At 73.1% G+C, this 18,078-nt stretch carries 17 protein-coding genes and 2 pseudogenes; 7 read left to right on the top strand and 12 right to left on the bottom strand.

The genetic code is table 11. The annotated features are described in order from the left end of the window. Nucleotides 1-82: 82 nt before the first annotated feature. Nucleotides 83-532: pseudogene (locus ACLQ2U_RS11325) on the bottom strand (DUF664 domain-containing protein); the annotation flags it as partial. Between the two features lie 314 nt (nt 533-846). Between ACLQ2U_RS11325 and ACLQ2U_RS11330 the strand changes: the two are divergent. Then, nucleotides 847-978, top strand: a complete 132-nt coding sequence (locus tag ACLQ2U_RS11330) for a hypothetical protein (protein ID WP_425750548.1) — start codon at nt 847-849, stop codon at nt 976-978. 61 nt (nt 979-1,039) lie between these two features. Here ACLQ2U_RS11330 and ACLQ2U_RS11335 read toward each other — a convergent pair whose 3' ends face one another. From ACLQ2U_RS11335 to ACLQ2U_RS11345, 3 genes and pseudogenes are all read right to left on the bottom strand, one after another. Continuing rightward, nucleotides 1,040-2,305 carry a hypothetical protein gene (locus ACLQ2U_RS11335; RefSeq protein WP_425750549.1) on the bottom strand — a complete coding sequence of 422 codons (1,266 nt, stop codon included), beginning with the start codon at nt 2,303-2,305 and terminating at the stop codon, nt 1,040-1,042. Nucleotides 2,306-2,613: 308 nt separating this feature from the next. Next, nucleotides 2,614-3,498 (bottom strand): hypothetical protein, encoded by an 885-nt coding sequence (locus ACLQ2U_RS11340; protein WP_425750550.1) that lies wholly within the window; start codon nt 3,496-3,498, stop codon nt 2,614-2,616. A gap of 256 nt (nt 3,499-3,754) precedes the next feature. Continuing rightward, nucleotides 3,755-3,907, bottom strand: a pseudogene (locus ACLQ2U_RS11345) (nitroreductase family protein); the annotation flags it as partial. 111 nt (nt 3,908-4,018) lie between these two features. Here ACLQ2U_RS11345 and ACLQ2U_RS11350 point away from each other — a divergent pair. From ACLQ2U_RS11350 to ACLQ2U_RS11360, 3 genes are all read left to right on the top strand, one after another. Beyond that, nucleotides 4,019-4,747 carry a helical backbone metal receptor gene (locus ACLQ2U_RS11350; RefSeq protein ID WP_425750551.1) on the top strand — a complete coding sequence of 243 codons (729 nt, stop codon included), beginning with the start codon at nt 4,019-4,021 and terminating at the stop codon, nt 4,745-4,747. 287 nt (nt 4,748-5,034) lie between these two features. Further along, nucleotides 5,035-5,592: a hypothetical protein gene (locus tag ACLQ2U_RS11355; RefSeq protein ID WP_425750552.1), complete on the top strand. Its 558-nt coding sequence runs from the start codon at nt 5,035-5,037 to the stop codon at nt 5,590-5,592. A 164-nt stretch (nt 5,593-5,756) separates the two neighbouring features. Then, on the top strand, nt 5,757-6,134 hold the full coding sequence (locus ACLQ2U_RS11360) for an FKBP-type peptidyl-prolyl cis-trans isomerase (protein WP_425750839.1): 378 nt from the start codon (nt 5,757-5,759) through the stop codon (nt 6,132-6,134). A 172-nt stretch (nt 6,135-6,306) separates the two neighbouring features. On the opposite strand, the gene ACLQ2U_RS11365 is transcribed toward ACLQ2U_RS11360, so the two are convergent. Beyond that, nucleotides 6,307-6,675, bottom strand: a complete 369-nt coding sequence (locus ACLQ2U_RS11365) for an STAS domain-containing protein (protein ID WP_425750553.1) — start codon at nt 6,673-6,675, stop codon at nt 6,307-6,309. 167 nt (nt 6,676-6,842) lie between these two features. Here ACLQ2U_RS11365 and ACLQ2U_RS11370 point away from each other — a divergent pair, with 167 nt between their 5' ends. Next, on the top strand, nt 6,843-7,862 hold the full coding sequence (locus ACLQ2U_RS11370; protein WP_425750554.1) for an SMP-30/gluconolactonase/LRE family protein: 1,020 nt from the start codon (nt 6,843-6,845) through the stop codon (nt 7,860-7,862). A 78-nt stretch (nt 7,863-7,940) separates the two neighbouring features. On the opposite strand, the gene ACLQ2U_RS11375 is transcribed toward ACLQ2U_RS11370, so the two are convergent. From ACLQ2U_RS11375 to pdhA, 5 genes are all read right to left on the bottom strand, one after another. Further along, a complete protein-coding gene (locus tag ACLQ2U_RS11375) occupies nt 7,941-9,200 on the bottom strand; it encodes an Ig-like domain-containing protein (RefSeq protein ID WP_425750555.1) in 1,260 nt (419 codons plus the stop codon). Nucleotides 9,201-9,387: 187 nt separating this feature from the next. Beyond that, the gene (locus ACLQ2U_RS11380; RefSeq protein ID WP_425750556.1) at nt 9,388-11,067 is read right to left on the bottom strand and encodes a right-handed parallel beta-helix repeat-containing protein; all 1,680 of its coding nucleotides are present in this window, start codon (nt 11,065-11,067) and stop codon (nt 9,388-9,390) included. A gap of 152 nt (nt 11,068-11,219) precedes the next feature. Further along, entirely contained in the window at nt 11,220-12,659 is a 1,440-nt protein-coding gene (locus ACLQ2U_RS11385) for a dihydrolipoamide acetyltransferase family protein (protein WP_425750557.1), read from the bottom strand. Continuing rightward, nucleotides 12,656-13,672 carry an alpha-ketoacid dehydrogenase subunit beta gene (locus tag ACLQ2U_RS11390; RefSeq protein ID WP_425750558.1) on the bottom strand — a complete coding sequence of 339 codons (1,017 nt, stop codon included), beginning with the start codon at nt 13,670-13,672 and terminating at the stop codon, nt 12,656-12,658. The genes ACLQ2U_RS11385 and ACLQ2U_RS11390 overlap by 4 nt, the downstream gene beginning before the upstream one ends. Next, nucleotides 13,672-14,877, bottom strand: coding sequence for a pyruvate dehydrogenase (acetyl-transferring) E1 component subunit alpha (gene pdhA, locus ACLQ2U_RS11395; protein WP_425750840.1), 1,206 nt, complete (start codon nt 14,875-14,877; stop codon nt 13,672-13,674). The genes ACLQ2U_RS11390 and pdhA overlap by 1 nt, the downstream gene beginning before the upstream one ends. Before the next feature lie 72 nt (nt 14,878-14,949). On the opposite strand from pdhA, the gene ACLQ2U_RS11400 reads away from it, so the two are divergent. After that, the gene (locus ACLQ2U_RS11400) at nt 14,950-15,456 is read left to right on the top strand and encodes an Lrp/AsnC family transcriptional regulator (RefSeq protein ID WP_425750559.1); all 507 of its coding nucleotides are present in this window, start codon (nt 14,950-14,952) and stop codon (nt 15,454-15,456) included. A 4-nt stretch (nt 15,457-15,460) separates the two neighbouring features. Here the strand turns inward: ACLQ2U_RS11400 and ACLQ2U_RS11405 are convergent, their stop codons facing one another. Then, nucleotides 15,461-16,432 (bottom strand): DNA polymerase domain-containing protein, encoded by a 972-nt coding sequence (locus ACLQ2U_RS11405; protein ID WP_425750560.1) that lies wholly within the window; start codon nt 16,430-16,432, stop codon nt 15,461-15,463. Nucleotides 16,433-16,546: 114 nt separating this feature from the next. Between ACLQ2U_RS11405 and ACLQ2U_RS11410 the strand changes: the two genes are divergently transcribed. Continuing rightward, nucleotides 16,547-17,167, top strand: coding sequence for an L-threonylcarbamoyladenylate synthase (locus ACLQ2U_RS11410; RefSeq protein WP_425750561.1), 621 nt, complete (start codon nt 16,547-16,549; stop codon nt 17,165-17,167). Nucleotides 17,168-17,180: 13 nt separating this feature from the next. Here ACLQ2U_RS11410 and ACLQ2U_RS11415 read toward each other — a convergent pair whose 3' ends face one another. Continuing rightward, nucleotides 17,181-18,029, bottom strand: coding sequence for an RNA-guided endonuclease InsQ/TnpB family protein (locus ACLQ2U_RS11415; RefSeq protein ID WP_425750562.1), 849 nt, complete (start codon nt 18,027-18,029; stop codon nt 17,181-17,183). Nucleotides 18,030-18,078 lie beyond the last annotated feature (49 nt).

An 18,078-nucleotide genomic window follows, 5' to 3' on the forward strand; every position in this document is an offset into this window, starting at 1 on the left:
CCGACCGGTCACTCCCCGTCGTACCGTCGATGAGCTGCCGCGCCACGTCGAGCTGCCCGACGTGCCGGGCGTACTCCTGCAGCAGGTGGAACAGGATCCGACCGAGCGACGGCGCGTCCTCGGCCGCGTGGAACCGGCCGCCCAGCCGGGCCGGCCGGGCCAGGTCGACGCCGGCGATGATCCGGCGAGTGTGCGCCACCTCGGCCCGGTACGCCCGCCAGACCTGCGCCGCCGACCGGTCGCCGACCCGCCACTCGGCGTCGTCGTCCCCGGGCGGAGCGGGCGCGACCGGTTCCGCGGCGAAGCCCCAACGGATCCAGCGCCGCTCCACCCAGCCCAGGTGCTGCACCAACCCGAGCGGTGACCAGCCGAGGCGGTCCACCGGGGCGCGCACGCGCTCCTCGGAGAGGCCGGCGGTCTTACGCGCCAACGCCTCGCGGTACCAGTCCAGGTAGCCGACGAGCAGCTCCCCCGGGTCATCGACCCGGTTGCCGGGACCGTCGAGCAGGACCGGGAAGCGCGCGTCGGACATCCACCGACCTTAGGCGCCCCGGGTGACCCGCACCACGATCGAAAACGCATGACCGGCGCACTGTCGTACCCCTAGGTTGTGATGAGCGAGATGCCCGGCGGGCATTACCGCAACGATCTACGGAGGTGGCGCGTGGCGCACTGGTGGAGGCAGACGGCCGGTGGGCTGCCCCGCACGTTCTGATACCTGTGGACCGCCACCCTGATCAACCGCCTGGGCAGTTTCGTCGACACTTCAGCCCGTCGTACGCCGGCGCCTCGGCCCGACCGCCGGTGGGCTGGTGACCGAGCGGTACGGGGCGATTCGCCCTCTGGTTGGGCCTGTTCGGGTTGGCCCTGCTGGTGGCCGCCGGCAACCTGCTCGCCGCCCCGGCCCGGACCCGGCGGATCGCCGCGCTGCGCGCCCCGGCCCCGGCGCCCGTCAAGGGCGCGCCGGCGCTGGTGTGACGACACGGCCGGAGCCGTCCGGGGGTCACCCCCGGACGGCCCCGGCGCCGCGTACGACCGGTCAGTTGACCTCGATCCGGACCGCGTCGAAGGCCGGGGTCTGGTTGGCCCGCTCCATCATCGGGATCCGGTGCGAACCGTCACCGGCCCAGACCGCGCACTGCGCAATGCCGGACTGCGGCAGGCCGGGGATCTGGATGGACACCTCGTCCGCCTGGCCGCCGCCGCCGCCGTCCTCGGTCGCCACGAAGAACGCCGGCACGTCCTGCGGGTTCGACGGGGCCTCGCCGGTGCTCTGCAGCATCCGGCACGCGGTGTGGAAGTGGCCGCGGACCAGCCCCTGGTCGTTGAGGAGCGAGCTCTCCACGTAGTAGCCGCCCTGGCCGGCCGCGAGGAACCGGTCCCGGACCAGGTTCCGGGTCGACACCTTCAGGGTGAACGGCTGGCTGCGCTGGACCTGATCGGGGAACTCGGTGATCAGCAGCGATGGGTTGTTGACGGCCGCGCCGACCTCACCGAACGCGGTGCTGACGCAGCGGTTGCCGTTCTGGAAACCGTCGTGCGGCTGCAGCTTGCTGTTTCCGCAGTCCTTGGCGAGAACGTCGAGCGCGTTGCCGTTGTTGCCGTTCTGGCCCCCGTTGTTCCCGCCGTTCTGGCCGCCGTCCTGGCCCCCGTTGTTCCCGCCGTTCTGGCCACCGTTCTGGCCGCCGTTGTTGGCGGCGACGGTGCACTGGGCGAGCTGGTCCAGGCCCTGCGGGCGCTGCGCCACCCGGTCGATCGCGGTGGCGATCCGGTTCAACGTCGCCCGCCGCTTGTCGGCCAGCGGCCGGAGGATGGCGTTGTTGATGAAGGTCTGACCGTTGCGGCCCTCGGCCGCCAGCCGCTTGTCGGCCTCGGCGATCTGCTTCTGCAGCAGCTCCAGGTTCCGGTCCACCTCGGCGCGGGCCTGGTCGGGGACCTGGGGAAGCGTGCCGGCCACGTCCGGGCAGGACACCGTGGAGCCGAGGGTGTTCACCGCGGCGTTGCCCGCCTTGACGGCCTGGCACTCGGCGGCCGACATCTGGCCGTCACCCCAGTGGTTGCGGACCCACCGGCCGTTCTGCCAGGTGCGGGTGGTGCTGCCACGACCGCTGGGCGAGGTGGCGCCGGGGCTCGGCGCGACGCAGGCCGAGGAGACGCTACGGGTCCTCGTCGGGCTCTCGCGGGCCGACGAGATCTGGGTCACGGCGGCGACTCCGCCGAAGACCGCGAGCGCGCCGACGGCCGCCAGCAGTCGCTTGCTCCGCGCGTTACCGGATGACCGGCGCGCCCGTGTGGACCTGCGCATCGAATTGCTCTCCTTCTCGATCCGGTACCTGACTGGTGACCGGCGGGCCGACGGAATTCGGGGTCGGACGACCCGTCAGGATCACTGCGACGTTCCGGTCGCACGTCGATGGCGGACGATGCCCTTTCCGCACCGTCCGCCGCGTCGGGTGGCGCGGCTGGACGATCTGCGTCCATTCCCGCTTAGGTACGGAGCACCAGGGGCGATGGTTCAAACCGGATCGAGGAAGTCAGCGCCGGATCGGCCGGGCCGACCGCACGGCCGCCAACGGGGACCCGACGTCACCGGACGGTGACGCTGGGCGCCGGTCAGTCCACGCAGAGGTGGTCGAAGGCGAACCCGCCCGACAGCTCGTCGCGACGGGCGCGCAGCGCGAGGATGTCCCGGCGCAGTTCGTCCCGACCGACCAGGGCGGTCCCGCCCGCGTCCGGGGCCGGCAGCCGGTCGCCGATCGCGAGGGCGGCCAGGTCCTCGGCCAGCCGCGCGGCGTCCACCCCGGACCGGAACCGGTGCTCGCGGACCGTCACCCGCTCGACCAGGCAGCGACCCGGCTCGACCTCGACCCAGCTCCACCCCTCGGCCGCCCCGTCGGCCCAGCGCACGTGCAGGCCCCGGACGATCGGGTCCACCAGCTGCCGCGACACGTACGCGTCGACGGCCGCCGCCCGGGCGAGCGCGCCGAGATCGTTGACCGCACCGGTGCGACCGTCCGGCAGCTGGCCGACGATGTCGCGGAATCCGACCGGCGGGTCGTCCTGGCCGGTGTCCGGCTCGGCTCCCGGGGCGGAACCGGCGTAGGCGCGCGCGTCGATGACGTAGGCGACGATCCGCCGGCCGTGGTCGGTGGCCCGCACCGTCGGCGACTCGATCCGCAGCACCGGCAGGCCGACCGCCGCGCAGACCGCGTCGCGCATCCGCTCGGCGCGCTGCCCGGCCGACCCGGCCGGCGCCGCCGGCCCGATCCGCACGGCGAACAGCGGCACACCGGTGTCGGCGGCGCAGACGACGAGGTCGAACTCCTCGCGGGTGGCCGCGCTCCACTGGTGCCCGGTGATCCCCTCGGGTCGGCGCGGCACCAGGTCGCCCAACCGGCGACCGGCGTGCACCGCCTGGCCGGCCCGGACGAGCAGCGGCGCGGCGCCGGTGGGCAGCGGCCGCAGCCGGGCGCCGTCGTCGGTGGCGGTACGCGTCATCGTCGGGCAGATCCTCACGGGCGGGGCGGTCGACCGGTCGAGTCTAGGGCGTCGATCATGGCCGCTGCCTCGGCGGTGCGGTCGGATCTCGCCGTACCCGCCGTCAGGTGCGCCGGCCGGTCTCCCACGCCATCGAGCGGGCGGCGCTGGCCATCGCCGAGGACGGGCCGCTGGTGGTGTTCGCCCGGTTCGAGCGGAGCCGTACTTCGCCCGGGAGCGGGCGCGCTACGAGCGGATCGCCGGCCACCGCTGACGCTCAGCGCCAGACGACCACCTCGGGGAGCGGCTTGCGGGCCACCTCCGGGACGGCCGAGGAGCCGACCGGGATGATCAGGTTGCCGCGCTCCTCGGCCGGCCGGTCGAGCGGCTCGTTGAGGAAGCGCATCGGGCTGGGGGTGGGCGTGAGGGTGACCTCTGGTCATTGTCGGTCCCGGCGACGGGACCGGCCACCGGACGACGATCATGGAGGTCGGCCGCCGTCGCCGACGGCGGCGTCCGAGGCTGCAGGAGGGGGTACGCCGTGCGGGTGGTGTCACTGGTGCCGTCGCTGACCGAGGCGGTGGCGTCGACCGTGCCGGAGGTGCTGGTGGGCGCCACCGACTGGTGTACCCACCCGGCCGGGCTGGACGTGGCCCGGGTGGGTGGCAGCAAGTACCCCGACCTGGACCGGGTCCGGGCGCTGCGGCCTGACCTGGTGCTGCTCAACGTGGAGGAGAACCGGCGGGCCGACGCCGACGCGCTGGCCGCCGCCGGAGTGCCGGTGCGGGTCACCTACCCGCGTACCGTGCCCGAGGCGCTCACCGAACTCGCCGACCTGCTCGCCGCGCTCGGCGTCACCGGCGAACCGGACTGGCTGGTCGCCGCCCGCCGGGCCTGGGCCGCCCCGGCCCCGTCGCCGGTCCTCTGCCGGGCCGTGGTGCCGGTGTGGCGCCGGCCCTGGGTGGTGCTCGGCGCCGACACCTTCGCCGGGGACGTGCTGCGCCGGCTCGGGGTGGCGAACGTGTACGCCGACGACGCCGAGCGCTATCCCCGTCCCGACCTCGACGCGCTGCGCGCCCGGGAGCCGGACCTCGTGGTGCTGCCGGACGAGCCGTACGCGTTCACCGCCGACGACGGTCCGGAGGCCTTCCCCGGCACGCCGTGTGCGCTGGTCTCCGGCCGCCACCTCACCTGGTACGGCCCGTCGCTGGCCGAGGCGCCCGCGCTGCTGGCCGGGCAGCTCGCCCGGCCGGTGACGCATCCCGGCTGACCCGCGCCGGTCACCGAGGCGGCCGTCCCGGGGGCCTCGCCCCCGCGGACCTGCACGGTGACCAGCCCGTCCCGGACGGCGAGCACCCGCCCAGCACTCGGAGGCGGTGGACAGGACCGGGACGGCCGACCGGACCCGATCGGGCGGGGCCGAAGGTCCCGCGTGGAGCCGCCAGGTCGGGTCTTTGGTCCCGGTCCCGGACGGCCCGGTCGGCCCTGCCCGCGACGCCCCGTCCAGCGTGGAATGAAGGTGCCACCGGGAAGCGCGGTGCCAGGCACAGAAGGGACGTGGAGACCATGACCGCGACAAGCGAGCGGACCCCCGCCAACACCGTCGCTCCGGCGGCCGAGACCCCCCGTGAGCGCGCCGCCCGGTACGTCTGGGCCGGGACCCGCATCGCGCTGGGCTGGATCTTCCTCTGGGCCTTCCTGGACAAGGCCTTCGGCCTCGGCCACGGGACCGAGCCGAAGAACGCCTGGATCAACGGCGGAAGCCCGACGAAGGGGTTCCTGACCTTCGGCGCGGCCGGCCCGGTCAAGGGCGTCTACAACGACATCGCCGGCGCGACCTGGGCCGACTGGCTGTTCATGATCGGTCTGGCCGGGCTCGGGGTGGCCCTGCTGCTCGGCATCGGGATGCGGATCGCCGCGGTCACCGGTGACCTGCTGCTGGTGCTCATGTGGACCGCCGTCCTGCCCCCCGAGAACAACCTCTTCATGGACGACCACCTGATCTACGCCGCGGTGCTGGCCGGCCTGGCGCTGGTCGGGGCGGGCAACACCCTCGGCCTCGGCCGGACCTGGGCGAACCTCCCGATCGTGCGGAAGTTCGGCTGGCTCAGGTAGACCGATCGACCCGGAAGGGGCGCCACCACCGGTGGCGCCCCTTCCGCCTGTCCCGGTCCGGTCAGCGCCGTCCGGGGACTGCCGGGTATCGGCCGGCCACGATCCGGCAGGATCGACATCGACCGGACGATCGAGCCAGAACGGCAGGAGATCAGCAGATGAACATGCCCCAGGCAGGCAAGCCCGAGGTCGGCCCGATCGAGGGCGCTCCCCCGGCCGACCTCGTCATCGAGGACATCACCGTCGGCGACGGGCCGCAGGCCCAGCCAGGCCAGCTGGCCAGCGTGCACTACGTCGGGGTGTCCCACTCCACCGGCCGCGAGTTCGACGCGTCGTGGAACCGGGGCGAGAGCTTCGAGTTCCCGCTCGGCGGCGGCCAGGTCATCGCCGGCTGGGACCAGGGCGTGGTGGGCATGAAGGTCGGCGGCCGTCGCCGGCTGACCATCCCGCCGCACCTGGGCTACGGCAGCCGGGGCGCCGGGGGCGTCATCAAGCCGAACGAGACCCTGGTCTTCGTCGTCGACCTGCTCGGCGTCCGCTGAGCGGCGGCGGGGTCGCCGGCCCGACCGGCGGCCCTGCGACCGCCTGCCCCGCAACCGGCGGCCCGGCGCGCCCTGCGCGGGCCGGCGTCCTGTGCCCGACCCGGTGCTCAGGACGGACGCCGGGCTGTGGCCGGTCCGGTTTCGTCGCGGCGACCGGGGACGGGTCAGCGGCTCAGGCGCAGGCGGCCAGGGCTCCCCGCTGGCCTCCGCCGCAGGACAGGCTCTCCTGCATCGGGATGACCCGGTGCAGGCCGGTGGCCCGCAGCACCCGGGCGACCACCGGATCCGGGTCGACCACCACCAGCTCGCCGCCGCGGGCCCGGACCCGCAGGTGCGCGGCAACCAGCGCGCGGACCCCGGCGGCGGAGAGCACGCTGACCCTGGAGAGGTCGACCCGGAGCACCGGACGGGCCGGGGCGGCCCAGAGCGCGGCGCGGAACGCGCCGACCGTGGCGATGTCGATCTCGCCCGACGCCCGCACCTCGACCCCGTCGTCAGCCACGCTGAGCTGCACGTCGAACCGGTCACCGCACTGTCCCATGGGCACGAATCTAGTCGCCACCCCCGACATTTCCGCCCTGCCGGAGGCCGATCCCCGGGTACGTCCAGGGTCGCCCCCAGGGAGCTCCCGGATCCTTCTCAGGGTGGACCCGCGGGCGACACGCGGCGGGGGCCACGCGGTGGGGATCGGCGGGTGACAATGTGCGGATGGTCGTACCCCGCCAGCGCCCGCCCCGCCTGATCCGCCCCGTCCGGGAGGCGGCCACCGTCCCGCCGCCGCTGGACGGCGTCTGGGCGGCCACGGACCGGCGGCTCGACCGGGTCGAACTGCTGCCCCTGCCGCCCGGCGGGCACGGGCCCGAGGACGTGCTCGTCGACCCCGACGGCCGGGTGATCAGCGGCGACGAGGACGGCCGGCTCTGGGTTTGGCCGGTCGACGCGCCGGCCGGCACGACGCCCCGGCTGCTCGCCGAGACCGGCGGCCGGCCGCTCGGCATCGAACTGGACCCGCTCGACGGCAGCCTCGTCGTCTGCGACGCCTACCGCGGGCTGCTCCGGGTCACCCCCGACGGCACGGTACGCGAGCTGACCGGCACCGCGCCGTCGGTGCACCTGGCCGACAACGCCACCGTGGCCCGGGACGGCACCGTCTACTTCACCGACTCCTCCGACCGGTTCCCGCTCTCGCACTGGAAGCACGACCTGCTCGAACACCGCCCCAACGGGCGGGTGCTGGCGTACGACCCGCACACCGCGCGCATCGAGGTGGTGGCCGACGGGCTCTACTTCCCCAACGGCGTCGCGCTGACCCCGGACGAGTCGGCGCTGATGCTGGTCGAGACCAGCACCCACCGGCTGCTCCGGGTCGACCTGCCGAGCGGCAGGGCCACCGTGCTCACCGACCTGCCCGCGTACCCGGACAACCTCGCCGCGGTCGGCGACGGGACGTACTGGATCGCGCTGCCCAGCCCGCGGCTGCCGGCGGTCGAACGGCTGCTGCCGCACCCCCGGCTGCGCCAGCTGGTGGCGCTGCTGCCCGACGCGGTACGCCCGCAGCCGCAGAAGTACGGGCTGGTCGCGCTGGTCGACGGCGAGGGGCGGGTGCTGCGGACGCTGCACGGCCCGGGCGGCGGGTACTGGATGATCACCGGGGTCCGGCAGCACGGCGACCAGCTCTGGCTCGGCAGCCTGATCGGCTCCGGGATCGCCCGGGTCGACCTGACCTGAGCCGGCGCGCCGGGGAGACGAGCGCGACCGGCCCGCCGGGTGGCGGACCGGTCGGACCCGGTCGTTCCTCCCTCTGCCTCAGCCGCCGCTGACCGACGGCGCCGGCGCCGGCGACGATCCCCCGGCCACCGCTCCCGGGTGCACCGGGCTGGTGGTGGGCGCCGGCTTCAGGCCGGGCGGCACGGGCAGCGCGCTGCCCTTGGCGAACTCGTCCCAGCTGACGTTCCAGGCGGTGAAGCCGTTGCCCTGGTCCAACTGCACCTCGGTGCCCTTGATGGTCACCAGGTCGCCGACCTTCGTGATGCCCATCAGCCAGTCCGCCGCCGTCACCGCCACGTTGGTGCAGCCGTGCGAGACGTTGATGTTGCCCTGATCCCCCTCCGACCACGGCGCGGCGTGGATGAACTCGCCGCCCCAGGTGAGCCGCTGGGCGTCCTCCACGTCGACCACGTAAGGGTCGGCCGAACCCCGGGTGTCGAACGTGGTGAAGTCGTGCTTCTCCATGATCACCATCTTGCCGCTCGAGGTCGGGGTGCTCGGTTTGCCCATACTCACCGGGATCTTGCGGACCAGCTTGCCATCCTGGAGGACCGACATCTGCTTGGTGGCGTTGTCGATCTCGAGGGCCACCTGCCGGCCGATCTTCGAGGTGGACCGGTGGTCCTCGTCACCGATGAACTCCTTGCCGATCGGGAGTCCCGCCAGTCCCGACCGAACGCTGATCTTCGTGCCGGGCTTCCAGAAATCTGGTGCCCGATATTCGACCTGCTTGCCGTCCCCCACCCATGACCAGGTACCCGGCTGCGGCGGGTCGGTCTTCACGAACAATCGCCGTTGCACGACCGCCCGGGCCTCTTTGGGAATTGGCGGATCGAATGCGACGGTCACCGGCATCGCGGTGCCGTACGTCTGATTTCCGGTGAAATACAACGTGCTCTTTATCGCCTGTCTGGTGGATTTGGGCGACGTGGTGAAGGTCGTCCGCCCGACGGTGGTCCGCCCCTTCTTCCCGGTGGCGGTCACCTCCGCGGTGTAGGTCCGCCCGTTCTCCAGCGGTTTGGCCGGCACCCAGCTGCTACCGTCCTCCCGGGGCTCGCCGGCGAGCTGCTTTCCCTTGTCGTCGGTGAGTTTCACGCTGCTGATCCGGCCGCCGGACACGCTGGTGCCGACTTCCGCACTGATCGGCACGTCCTTCGTCCGGTCGGCTGGGGCCACGGTCACCTTGGGTGCGGCCGCGTCCCCGGTAGCCGACTTCCGTTCGGCGGTGCACCCGCCGAGGATCAGCGGTGTGGCTGCGATGGTTACCGCAAATAGCGTGAATCGCCGCCTCACGTCCATATTCAGTCCCCCGTTTCCAGTCCCCTTGGCCCCCATTCTGTACGGCGCCTCTCAGGCCCCGACGCACTTTTGCGGGAAATACTCGGAAACAGCGGGGCTTTTGGTCGCCGGTGTGCTCGGGAGGTGGCCACGGGGCGGGACGTCCCGGATCGGCGGAGCTGGGGCGGGACGTGCCCGGAACGCCCGGTCAGTCCCACTCCTGGTCGCCGTGGTTGCGGTCCCAGCGACCGCCGACGGGCGGGGTGTCCAGCCGGGTGGCGGCCTCGGCGTTGCCGGCGAGGTCGTTGTCCTCCACCCGGCAGGCCACACAACTGCCCCGCTCGGTGATCCAGAGCCCATGGGTCTGGGTCCGTTCGTCGTGGTTGTCCCAGATCCGGTTCCCGCGGACCGTCGCTGAGTCGAACGGGGCGTTGATGGCGATCCCGGCCCGGGTCTCCGGCGCGGCCGGCAGCTCGTACCTGGTCCCGGGCAGCGGGGTGTCGCCGCTCCAGGCGATGAACGCGTCCGGGCGGACCGGGGCGAGGGTCAGCTCGGTGGCGGTGTTCGCGGCGACCAAGGCGACCCGCTGGCCGACCCGCAGCACCTTGCCCCGGTGCCCGTCCGGGGGCCAGTCCGCCGACCGGTCCACCAGGGCCTTGTCGCTGTAGCGGACCGTCTCACCGCCCCCCGTGGAGGCCGCGGCGCACTGCCGGCCGTTGTTGCGGATCCGGTTGTTGAGCAGGACGGTGTCGGTCATCGGGCGGTCGATCCGGATCGCGTCCAGGCCGTTGCCCCAGAACTCGTTGCTCTCGATCACCACGTCCATCGCCGGATCCTGGTAACCGCGCCCGAGGTTGTGCTCGTGGTAGCCGTACCCGCCATTGCCGCTGATCCGGTTGCCCCGCACGGTGTACGGGCCGGGCGTGTTGCCCATGCTGATGCCGTCGACCAGGTTGCCGTCGATCACGCAGTCGGTCAGCAGGCCGCCCCGGCCGGCCACGCCGGCGGTGCCGTTGGCCGAGACGTCGAAGCCCGCCTCCAGGTTGCCGGTCATCGTGCAGCCGGTGACGATCAGGCCGTCGGCTCCCCAGTCCGAGATGCCGAACCGGTTGGCCTGGCTGTGGCAGCCGATGATCCGGTAGCCGCGCGGTGGGGGCCAGTAGTCCTTCTGCAGCTCCAGGAAGATGCCGTTGGTGCCGTTGCCGAGGGCGGTGCAGTTGGCGATGGTGAGCCGCTCGACGGTGCCCCAGCCCCCGATACCGACGCCGATCCCCGCGCCGCCCATCTCCTCGCCGTTGTCCAGCCGGCCGCAGCCGACCACCACCACGCCGTCGATGAGGGAGTCCTGCAGGAAGTCGCAACCCAGCCCGGAGGCGGCGGTGTGGTGGATGTACAGGTTGCGGAACACGCCCCGCACCACGTACTGCAGTCCCAGGCCCTTGGCCAGGTAGCTGTACTCGGCCATCGCCACGCCGGAGCCGTCGATCTCGAAGTCGGCGAAGGTGCAGTCGGCGATGTGCCGGTCCCGGTCGGCACCGTGCTGCAGGGTGGTCCAGAAGGCCAGCGGACTGGGGTCCGCCCGGTTGCCCTCGTTGCTCAGCAGGAACCGGGTGGCGGCCGAGCCGGCCCCGATCAGGGACACCCCGCTGCGCCAGACGGTGCCGGCGTCGCGGATGGAGTAGATCCCGGGCGGGCACCAGATCACCCGCGCCCGCCCGTCGGCGGCGTAGCCGTCCCCCAGCCGGTCCACCAGTGCGGCGAGCGCCGGTTGGTCGTTGGTCACCCCGTCGCCGGTGAGCCCGTACTCCTGGGCGTCGCACCAGAGCGGCGCACCGGCCACGGGCGGGCGGCGGTCCCGCACGGCGGCGGGCAGACCCTGGTACGGCACGGGTGCTCCTCTCGGCGGTCCGGTCGTTCCCCGCCGACGGTTTCCCGGCCCACCGACCGGAAAACGCTTCGTCGCCCGCCGTGCCGTCGGGCGAAGAGGACATCCGCGCCGGAGTCGGCCACCCCGGTAGCGGGTGGCCGACTCCGCACGGCTCAGACGTTGGCGACCAGCAGCGCCGGCTGCTCCACGCAGTCCGCGACGTGCCGCAGGAAGCCGCCCGCCACGCCGCCGTCACAGACCCGGTGGTCGAAGGTCAGGCTGAGCTGGGTCACCTTGCGCACCGCCAGCTGCCCGTCGACCACCCAGGGCTTGTCCACGATCCGGCCCACCCCGAGCAGCGCCGCCTCCGGGTGGTTGATGATCGGGGTGGAACCGTCCACCCCGAACACCCCGTAGTTGTTCAGGGTGAACGTGCCGCCGGTGAGCCGCGCCGGGGGCAGGGTGCCGGCCCGGGCGGCGGCGGTGGTCTCCGCCAGCGCGGCGGCCAACTCCCGGGTGGTGAGCCGCTGGGCGTCGCGCAGCACCGGCACCACCAGGCCCCGGTCGGTCTGCGCGGCGATGCCCAGGTGCACCCCGGCCGACTGAACGATCCGCTGCCCCTCGGTGTCGACCCGCGCGTTGAGCTGCGGGAAGCGGCGCAGTCCGCTGAGGCAGATCCGGGCCAGCAGGGCCAGGATGCTCACCGGGGCGTCCGGGGTGGCCGCGTTGATCGCCGCCCGGGTCTCCAGCAGGCCGGTGGCGTCCACGTCGACCCAGATGGTCACCTCGGGGATCTCCCGCCGGCTGCGGGAGAGCTTGTCGGCGATCACCTTGCGGATGCCGGTGAGCGGGATGACCACGTCCTGGTCGCCGGCCGGGGCGAGCCCGACGTGCGCGGCCGGGGCGTCCGGGACCGCCGCGAGGCGGGTGGCCGGCGCGGTGGCCTCGCTGGTGGCGGCCTCCACGTCGGCCCGGCGGATCACCCCGCCAGGGCCGGTGCCGTGCACGGTGGCAAGGTCCAGGCCGCGCTCGCGGGCCAGCCGCCGGACGATCGGCGAGATGACCAGGGCGGCCGCCCGGGACGAGTCGTCGGAGGCGCGGCCGGACGCCGCCGCGCCGGGCGGTGCCGCCGGGCCGCTCGACTCCGCCAGGCCGGCGGGACTCGCCGGGCCGGCCGGGGCCGCAGCGGTGGTCCGGGCGTCCGGGGCGGTCGCCGGCTCGGGGGCCGGCGCCAGCCGCGGCCGGCGGCGCCGCCGGCCGGAGCCGCCGTGCCCGGTGCCGTACCCGATGAGGACGTTGCCGGAGCCGGCCCGCTCCTCCTCGCGGTAGGTGGCGTGCCCGGCGGGCTCGCCGCCGCCGTCCAGCGGCGCGATGGTGATCAGCGGCTGGCCGACGGGGCGGACCTCGCCCGCCGCGCCATGCAGCTCCACCACCCGGCCGGCGTACGGGCAGGGCACGTCGACGACCGCCTTGGCGGTCTCCACCTCGACCACGCTCTGGTCCACGGTGACCACGTCGCCGACGGCGACCCGCCATTCGACGATCTCGGCCTCGCTCAGCCCCTCCCCCAGATCCGGCAGGAGGAAGACCCGCGTTCCCTCGACGGTGGTCATGCGGCGCTGCCCTGGGTCAGCCAGCGCGGGTCGGGCTGGTCGTCCCACTGCAGCCGGGCCACCGTGTCCAGCACCCGGTCCACCGAGGGCAGGTGGGTGTGCTCCAGCATCGGCGCCGGGTACGGGATGTCCAGGCCGGACACCCGCAGCACCGGCGCGTGCAGGGCGTGGAAGCAGCGCTCCTGCACCCGGGCGGCGATCTCCGCGCCGACCCCGGCGAAGCCCTGCGCCTCCTGGATCACCACGCACCGGCCGGTCTTCCGCACCGAGGCGGTGACCGTCGCGTCGTCGAACGGCACGATCGTGCGCACGTCGACCACCTCGAGGTCCCAGCCCTCCTCGCGGGCTGCCTCGGCGGCCTCCAGCGCGACCGGCACCGCCGGGCCGTACGCGACCAGGGTGGCGTCGGTGCCGGGCCGGCGCACGACGGCCTTGCCGAACGGCGCGGTGGTGGCGGGCAGTTCCGCCTCGGCGCTGGAGAAGTAGAGCTTCTTCGGCTCCATGAACACGACCGGGTCGGGGTCGGCGATCGCCTCGCGCAGCAGCGAGTACGCGTCCTCGACGGTGGCCGGGGTGACCACCTTCAGGCCAGGGGTGTGCGCGTAGTACGCCTCGGACGAGTCGCAGTGGTGCTCCACGCCGCCGATGCCGCCGGCGTAGGGCACCCGGATCACGATCGGCACGCTCAGCGCGCCCCTGGTCCGGTTGCGCAGCTTCGCCACGTGCGAGGCGATCTGCTCGAACGCCGGGTACGCGAACGCGTCGAACTGCATCTCGACCACCGGGCGCAGCCCGGACATGGCCAGGCCGACGGCGAAGCCGACGATGCCGGCCTCGGCGAGCGGGGTGTCGAAGCAGCGCTTGTCGCCGAACCGGGCCTGGAGCCCGTCGGTGATCCGGAAGACGCCGCCGAGCTGCCCGACGTCCTCGCCGAAGACGAGCACCCGGTCGTCGTCGAGCATCGCGTCGGCGAGCGCGGCGTTGAGCGCCTTCGCCATGGTCATGGTGGCCATCAGGCGTCCCCCTCCTCGTCGCGGGCGGCGGCCAGCTCGGCGCGGACCTGCTCGCGCTGCTCGACCAGCTGCGGGGTCGGCTCGGCGTAGACGTGGTCGAAGAGACTGAGCGGGTCGACCGTCGGCTGGGTGTTCATCCGGTCGCGCAGGTCGGCGGCGTACGCCTCGGCCTCGTCGGCGATCGCGGCGACCGCCGCGTCGTCGAGCGCGCCCCGGGCCCGCAGGTACGTGTCGAGCCGGGCGACCGGGTCCCGGTCGCGCCAGGCCTCGACCTCGTCGGCGTCGCGGTAGCGGCTGGCGTCGTCGGCGTTGGTGTGCGCTTCCATCCGGTAGGTGTGCGCCTCGACCAGGAACGGCCCGTGGCCGGCGCGGGCGTGCGCCACCGCGCGGGTGAGCACGGCGAGCACGGCCACCGGGTCGTTGCCGTCGACCTGCTCGCTGGGCACGCCGTAGCCGACGCCCTTGTAGGCCAGGCTCGGCGCGGCGGTCTGCCGGGACAGCGGCACGCTGATCGCGTACTTGTTGTTCTGCACGAAGAAGACCACCGGCGCCTTGAACACGGCGGCGAAGTTGACCCCCTCGTGGAAGTCGCCCTCGCTGGTGGCGCCGTCGCCGATGAAGGCCAGCGCCACGGTGTCCCGCCCCTGGTACGCCTCGCCGTAGGCCAGCCCGGCGGCGTGCACGCACTGGGTCGCCAGCGGGGTGCACTGCGGCGCGGTGTGCACCTGGGTCGGGTCGTACCCGCAGTGCCAGTCGCCGCGCAGCAGGGTGAGCACCTCGACCGGGTCGATGCCGCGGGCGGTCAGCGCCATCGACTCGCGGTAGGTCGGGAAGACCCAGTCGGTGTCCTCGACGGCCAGCACAGCCCCCACCTGGCAGGCCTCCTGGCCGCGCGCGGACGGGTAGACGGCGAGCCGGCCCTGCTTGGTCAGGGCGGTGGCCTGGACGTCGAAACGGCGGCCGACGATCATCCGGCGGTACATCTCCCGCAGCGCCTCGACGGGCGGCTCGGGGTAGTCGTCGCGGGGCGGCAGCGGGGTGCCGTCCGGGTCGAGCAGGCGTACCGGCTCAGTCTGCGGCAGCAGGCCGGCCGATGGTTCGGGCGCGGCCGGGGTGGCCGGCCGGCGGGTGCGCGGGGATGCCCTGCGGACCGCCTGGGGTGTGGTCGTCACGGCGGGGACCTCCTGGACGTGTGGTGGCCCTATGCTCCTGCTGTCGGATGATTGACTCAAGATCCCCGGTGAACGTGGGACTAATGGCATCACCAGGAGGCCGATGTGAGCCAGGAGACCAGCCCGGGGCCGGGCGCGCCGGGCGGAACGGGACGTTCGGCCGGGCCGCTGGACGAGGTGGACCGGCGGATCCTCGACGAACTGGTCCGGGACGGTCGGATGTCCGTGCGTACCCTCGCCGAACGGGTGCACGTCTCCCGCACCAACGCGTACGCCCGGGTCGAGCGGCTGCTGCGCGACGGGGTGATCACCGGGTTCCGGGCCCGGGTCGCGCCGGAGCCGGCCGGGCTGGGCACGTCGGCGTACATCTCCCTGACCATCGAGCAGAACACCTGGCGGGAGGTGTCGGCGGAGCTGGCCCGGGTGCGCTACATCGAACACGTCGCGCTGCTCAGCGGGGAGCACGACGTGCTCGCCCTGGTCCGGGCGCCGGACAACGCCACCCTGCGGGACGTGGTGCTGAACCGGGTGCAGAGCATCGCCGGGGTGTTGTCGACCCGTACCTGGCTGGTCTTCGAGGAGTTCGACGGCTCGCTCAGCCCATGGGAGTAGTGGCTCAGCGCTCCGGCGGGGCCTCCAGCCCCTCCCGGTCGGCCAGCTCCAGCAGCGGTTCCAGGGAGAACCGCCGCTCGTCCAGCCCGGCGTGCGGGTCGCCGCGCTCGGCGAACCGGGCCGGCATGCTCACCACGTCGAAGTCCTCGGGTCGCACGTCGTCGAGCTCGGACCAGTCCAGCGGCGCGGAGACCAGCGCCGCGGGCGTCGGGCGGATCGAGTACGCCGAGGTCACCGTGTGGTCCCGGGCCATCTGGTTGTAGTCCACGAAGACCGGCCGGTCCCGCTGCTCCCGCCACCAGGTGGTGGTGACCAGGTCGGGTCGGCGACGCTGCATCTCCCGGCCCAGCGCCAGCACCGCCCGCCGGCACTCACCGAAGCTCCACCGCGGCTCGATGGAGAGGTAGACGTGCAGGCCGCGCCCGCCGGTGGTCTTCGGGTAGCCGACCAGCCCCAACTCGTCGAGGAACGCCCGCACCTCGTGGGCCACCGGCACCACCTGGTCGAAGCCGACGCCCGGCATCGGGTCAAGGTCGATGCGGAGCTGGTCGGGGCGTTCCACGTCCACCGCGGTGACCGGCCAGGGATGGAACCGCAGGGTGCCCAGGTTGGCCGCCCAGATCACCACGGCCAGCTCGCTCGGCGCCACCTCGTCGGCGGTCCGCCCGCTGGGGAAGGTGATGTGCGCGGTGCGCACCCAGTCGGGGGCGCCGGCCGGCAGCCGCTTCTGGTAGAACGCGTCACCCCGGTTGTCCTGCCGGGTGCCGATCTTCGCGCCCTCGAACACCCCGCGCGGCCAGCGTTCCAGCATTGTCGGACGGTCCCGCAGGGCGCGCAGGATGCCGTCGCCGACGGCGAGGAAGTAGCGCACCACGTCCAGCTTGGTCAGCCCGCGCTCGGGGAAGTAGGGCTTGTCCGGGCTGGAGACCCGGACCAGCCGCTCCCCCACCCGGATCTCCTCTGCCGCGCTCGCCACGCATCACACCGTAGCGGCCACCGCCACCGTGTGGGCACGGCTCACCGGGACGCTGCGGCAGCCGGGGTGGCCACCGATTCTGCGCGCCGGAGGGCCGGCTTCTAAACTTCGGCCATGGCGACGTACTTCGACGTGCACCCGGATAACCCGCAACCGCGGACGATCAGCCGGGTGGTCGACCTCGTCCGCGGGGACGGGCTGATCGCCTACCCGACGGACTCGTGTTTCGCGCTCGGCTGCCGGATGGGCAACCGGGCCGGCATCGACCGGATCAGGGAGATCCGCCACCTCGACAGCCGGCACCACTTCACCCTGGTGTGCCGGGACTTCGCTCAGCTCGGCCAGTTCGTGCAGATCAACAACGCTCTGTTCCGGTCGCTGAAGGCGGCGACTCCGGGCAGCTACACCTTCATCCTGCCGGCGACGAAGGAGGTGCCGCGCCGGCTGCTGCACCCGAAGAAGAAGACCGTGGGGGTCCGCATCCCCGACCACATCGTGACCCAGGCGCTCCTGACCGAGCTGGGCGAGCCGCTGGTGTCGAGCACCCTGCTGCTGCCCGACGAGGCGGAACCGATGACGCAGGGCTGGGAGATCAAGGAGCGGCTCGACCACGTGGTCGACGCCGTGATCGACTCTGGGGAGTGCGGCACCCTGCCCACCACGGTGATCGACTTCTCACAGGGCGAACCGGAGATCGTCCGTCGGGGCGCCGGGGACCCGGCTCGCTTCGATTGACGTTCTCTCCGGCCTAATGGGCGGAGATTCCCTCAACGCTGCGTGCGGAACACGCGGCGTCCGGGTGGATTACCGCTTCGCCGCGCGGTGCCACCATCGCTGGTGGTCTGACCCGCGCTCCACGGTCGTTTGAGTTGTCCGCCCGTCCGGCGGCCAACACGTTCATCGCCGCGTTGGCGTCCCGGTCATGGGTCGTCCCGCACGGGCAGGTCCACGACCGGACGTTGAGCGGCAGTTTGTCGGTGATGCGCCCACACTGCGAGCACCTCCGGGTCGACGGGAAGAACCGGTCCACCCGGGCGAAGGTCCGCCCGTACCGGGCGGCCTTGTACTCCACCATGGCGGTGAAACTGGCCCACCCGGCGTCGTGCACCGACTTGGCCAGCCGGGTCCGGCCGAGACCGACAACGCACAGGTCCTCGACGTACACCGCTTGGTTGTCGCGGATGATCGCCGTGGACAGTTTGTGTTGCCAGTCCCGCCGGGTATCGGCCACCCTGGCGTGCGCCTTTGCCACCTTGACGACGGCCTTCTTGCGGTTGTTCGAGCCCTTGGCCTTGCGGGACAGATCTTGCTGCAACCGGCGAAGCTTGCGGGCCGCCCGGCGCAGGAACTTCGGCGCCACCACCTTCGTGCCGTCGGACAGCACAGCGAAGTGGGTCAGGCCCAGGTCGATGCCGACCTCCGACTCGACCGGCGGCAGCGTCTCGTCCTCGGTAGTGGCCACCACGAACGAGGCGAAGTACCGACCCGCCGCATCCTTGACGATCGTCACGGATGACGGCTCCGAAGGCAGCCGACGCGACCAGCGCACGGGGACGTCGCCGATCTTCGGCAGACGCAGCCGGCCGTTGTCCAGCACGGCGAACCAAGAGTTCCTGGTGAACCGGATCGCCTACCGCTTGTCCTTG

Source organism: Micromonospora sp. DT47 (assembly GCF_049844475.1).
In the GTDB taxonomy this organism is placed as follows: domain Bacteria; phylum Actinomycetota; class Actinomycetes; order Mycobacteriales; family Micromonosporaceae; genus Micromonospora.

Bases quoted from the DNA above. Each gene is read 5' to 3' on its own strand.
- ACLQ2U_RS11335 (WP_425750549.1), bottom strand. From the start codon at position 2,305: ATGCGCAGGTCCACACGGGCGCGCCGGTCATCCGGTAACGCGCGGAGC.
- ACLQ2U_RS11340 (WP_425750550.1), bottom strand. From the start codon at position 3,498: ATGACGCGTACCGCCACCGACGACGGCGCCCGGCTGCGGCCGCTGCCC.
- ACLQ2U_RS11360 (WP_425750839.1), top strand. From the start codon at position 5,757: ATGCCCCAGGCAGGCAAGCCCGAGGTCGGCCCGATCGAGGGCGCTCCC.
- ACLQ2U_RS11365 (WP_425750553.1), bottom strand. From the start codon at position 6,675: ATGGGACAGTGCGGTGACCGGTTCGACGTGCAGCTCAGCGTGGCTGAC.
- ACLQ2U_RS11370 (WP_425750554.1), top strand. From the start codon at position 6,843: ATGGTCGTACCCCGCCAGCGCCCGCCCCGCCTGATCCGCCCCGTCCGG.
- ACLQ2U_RS11375 (WP_425750555.1), bottom strand. From the start codon at position 9,200: ATGGACGTGAGGCGGCGATTCACGCTATTTGCGGTAACCATCGCAGCC.
- ACLQ2U_RS11385 (WP_425750557.1), bottom strand. From the start codon at position 12,659: ATGACCACCGTCGAGGGAACGCGGGTCTTCCTCCTGCCGGATCTGGGG.
- ACLQ2U_RS11390 (WP_425750558.1), bottom strand. From the start codon at position 13,672: ATGGCCACCATGACCATGGCGAAGGCGCTCAACGCCGCGCTCGCCGAC.
- ACLQ2U_RS11410 (WP_425750561.1), top strand. From the start codon at position 16,547: ATGGCGACGTACTTCGACGTGCACCCGGATAACCCGCAACCGCGGACG.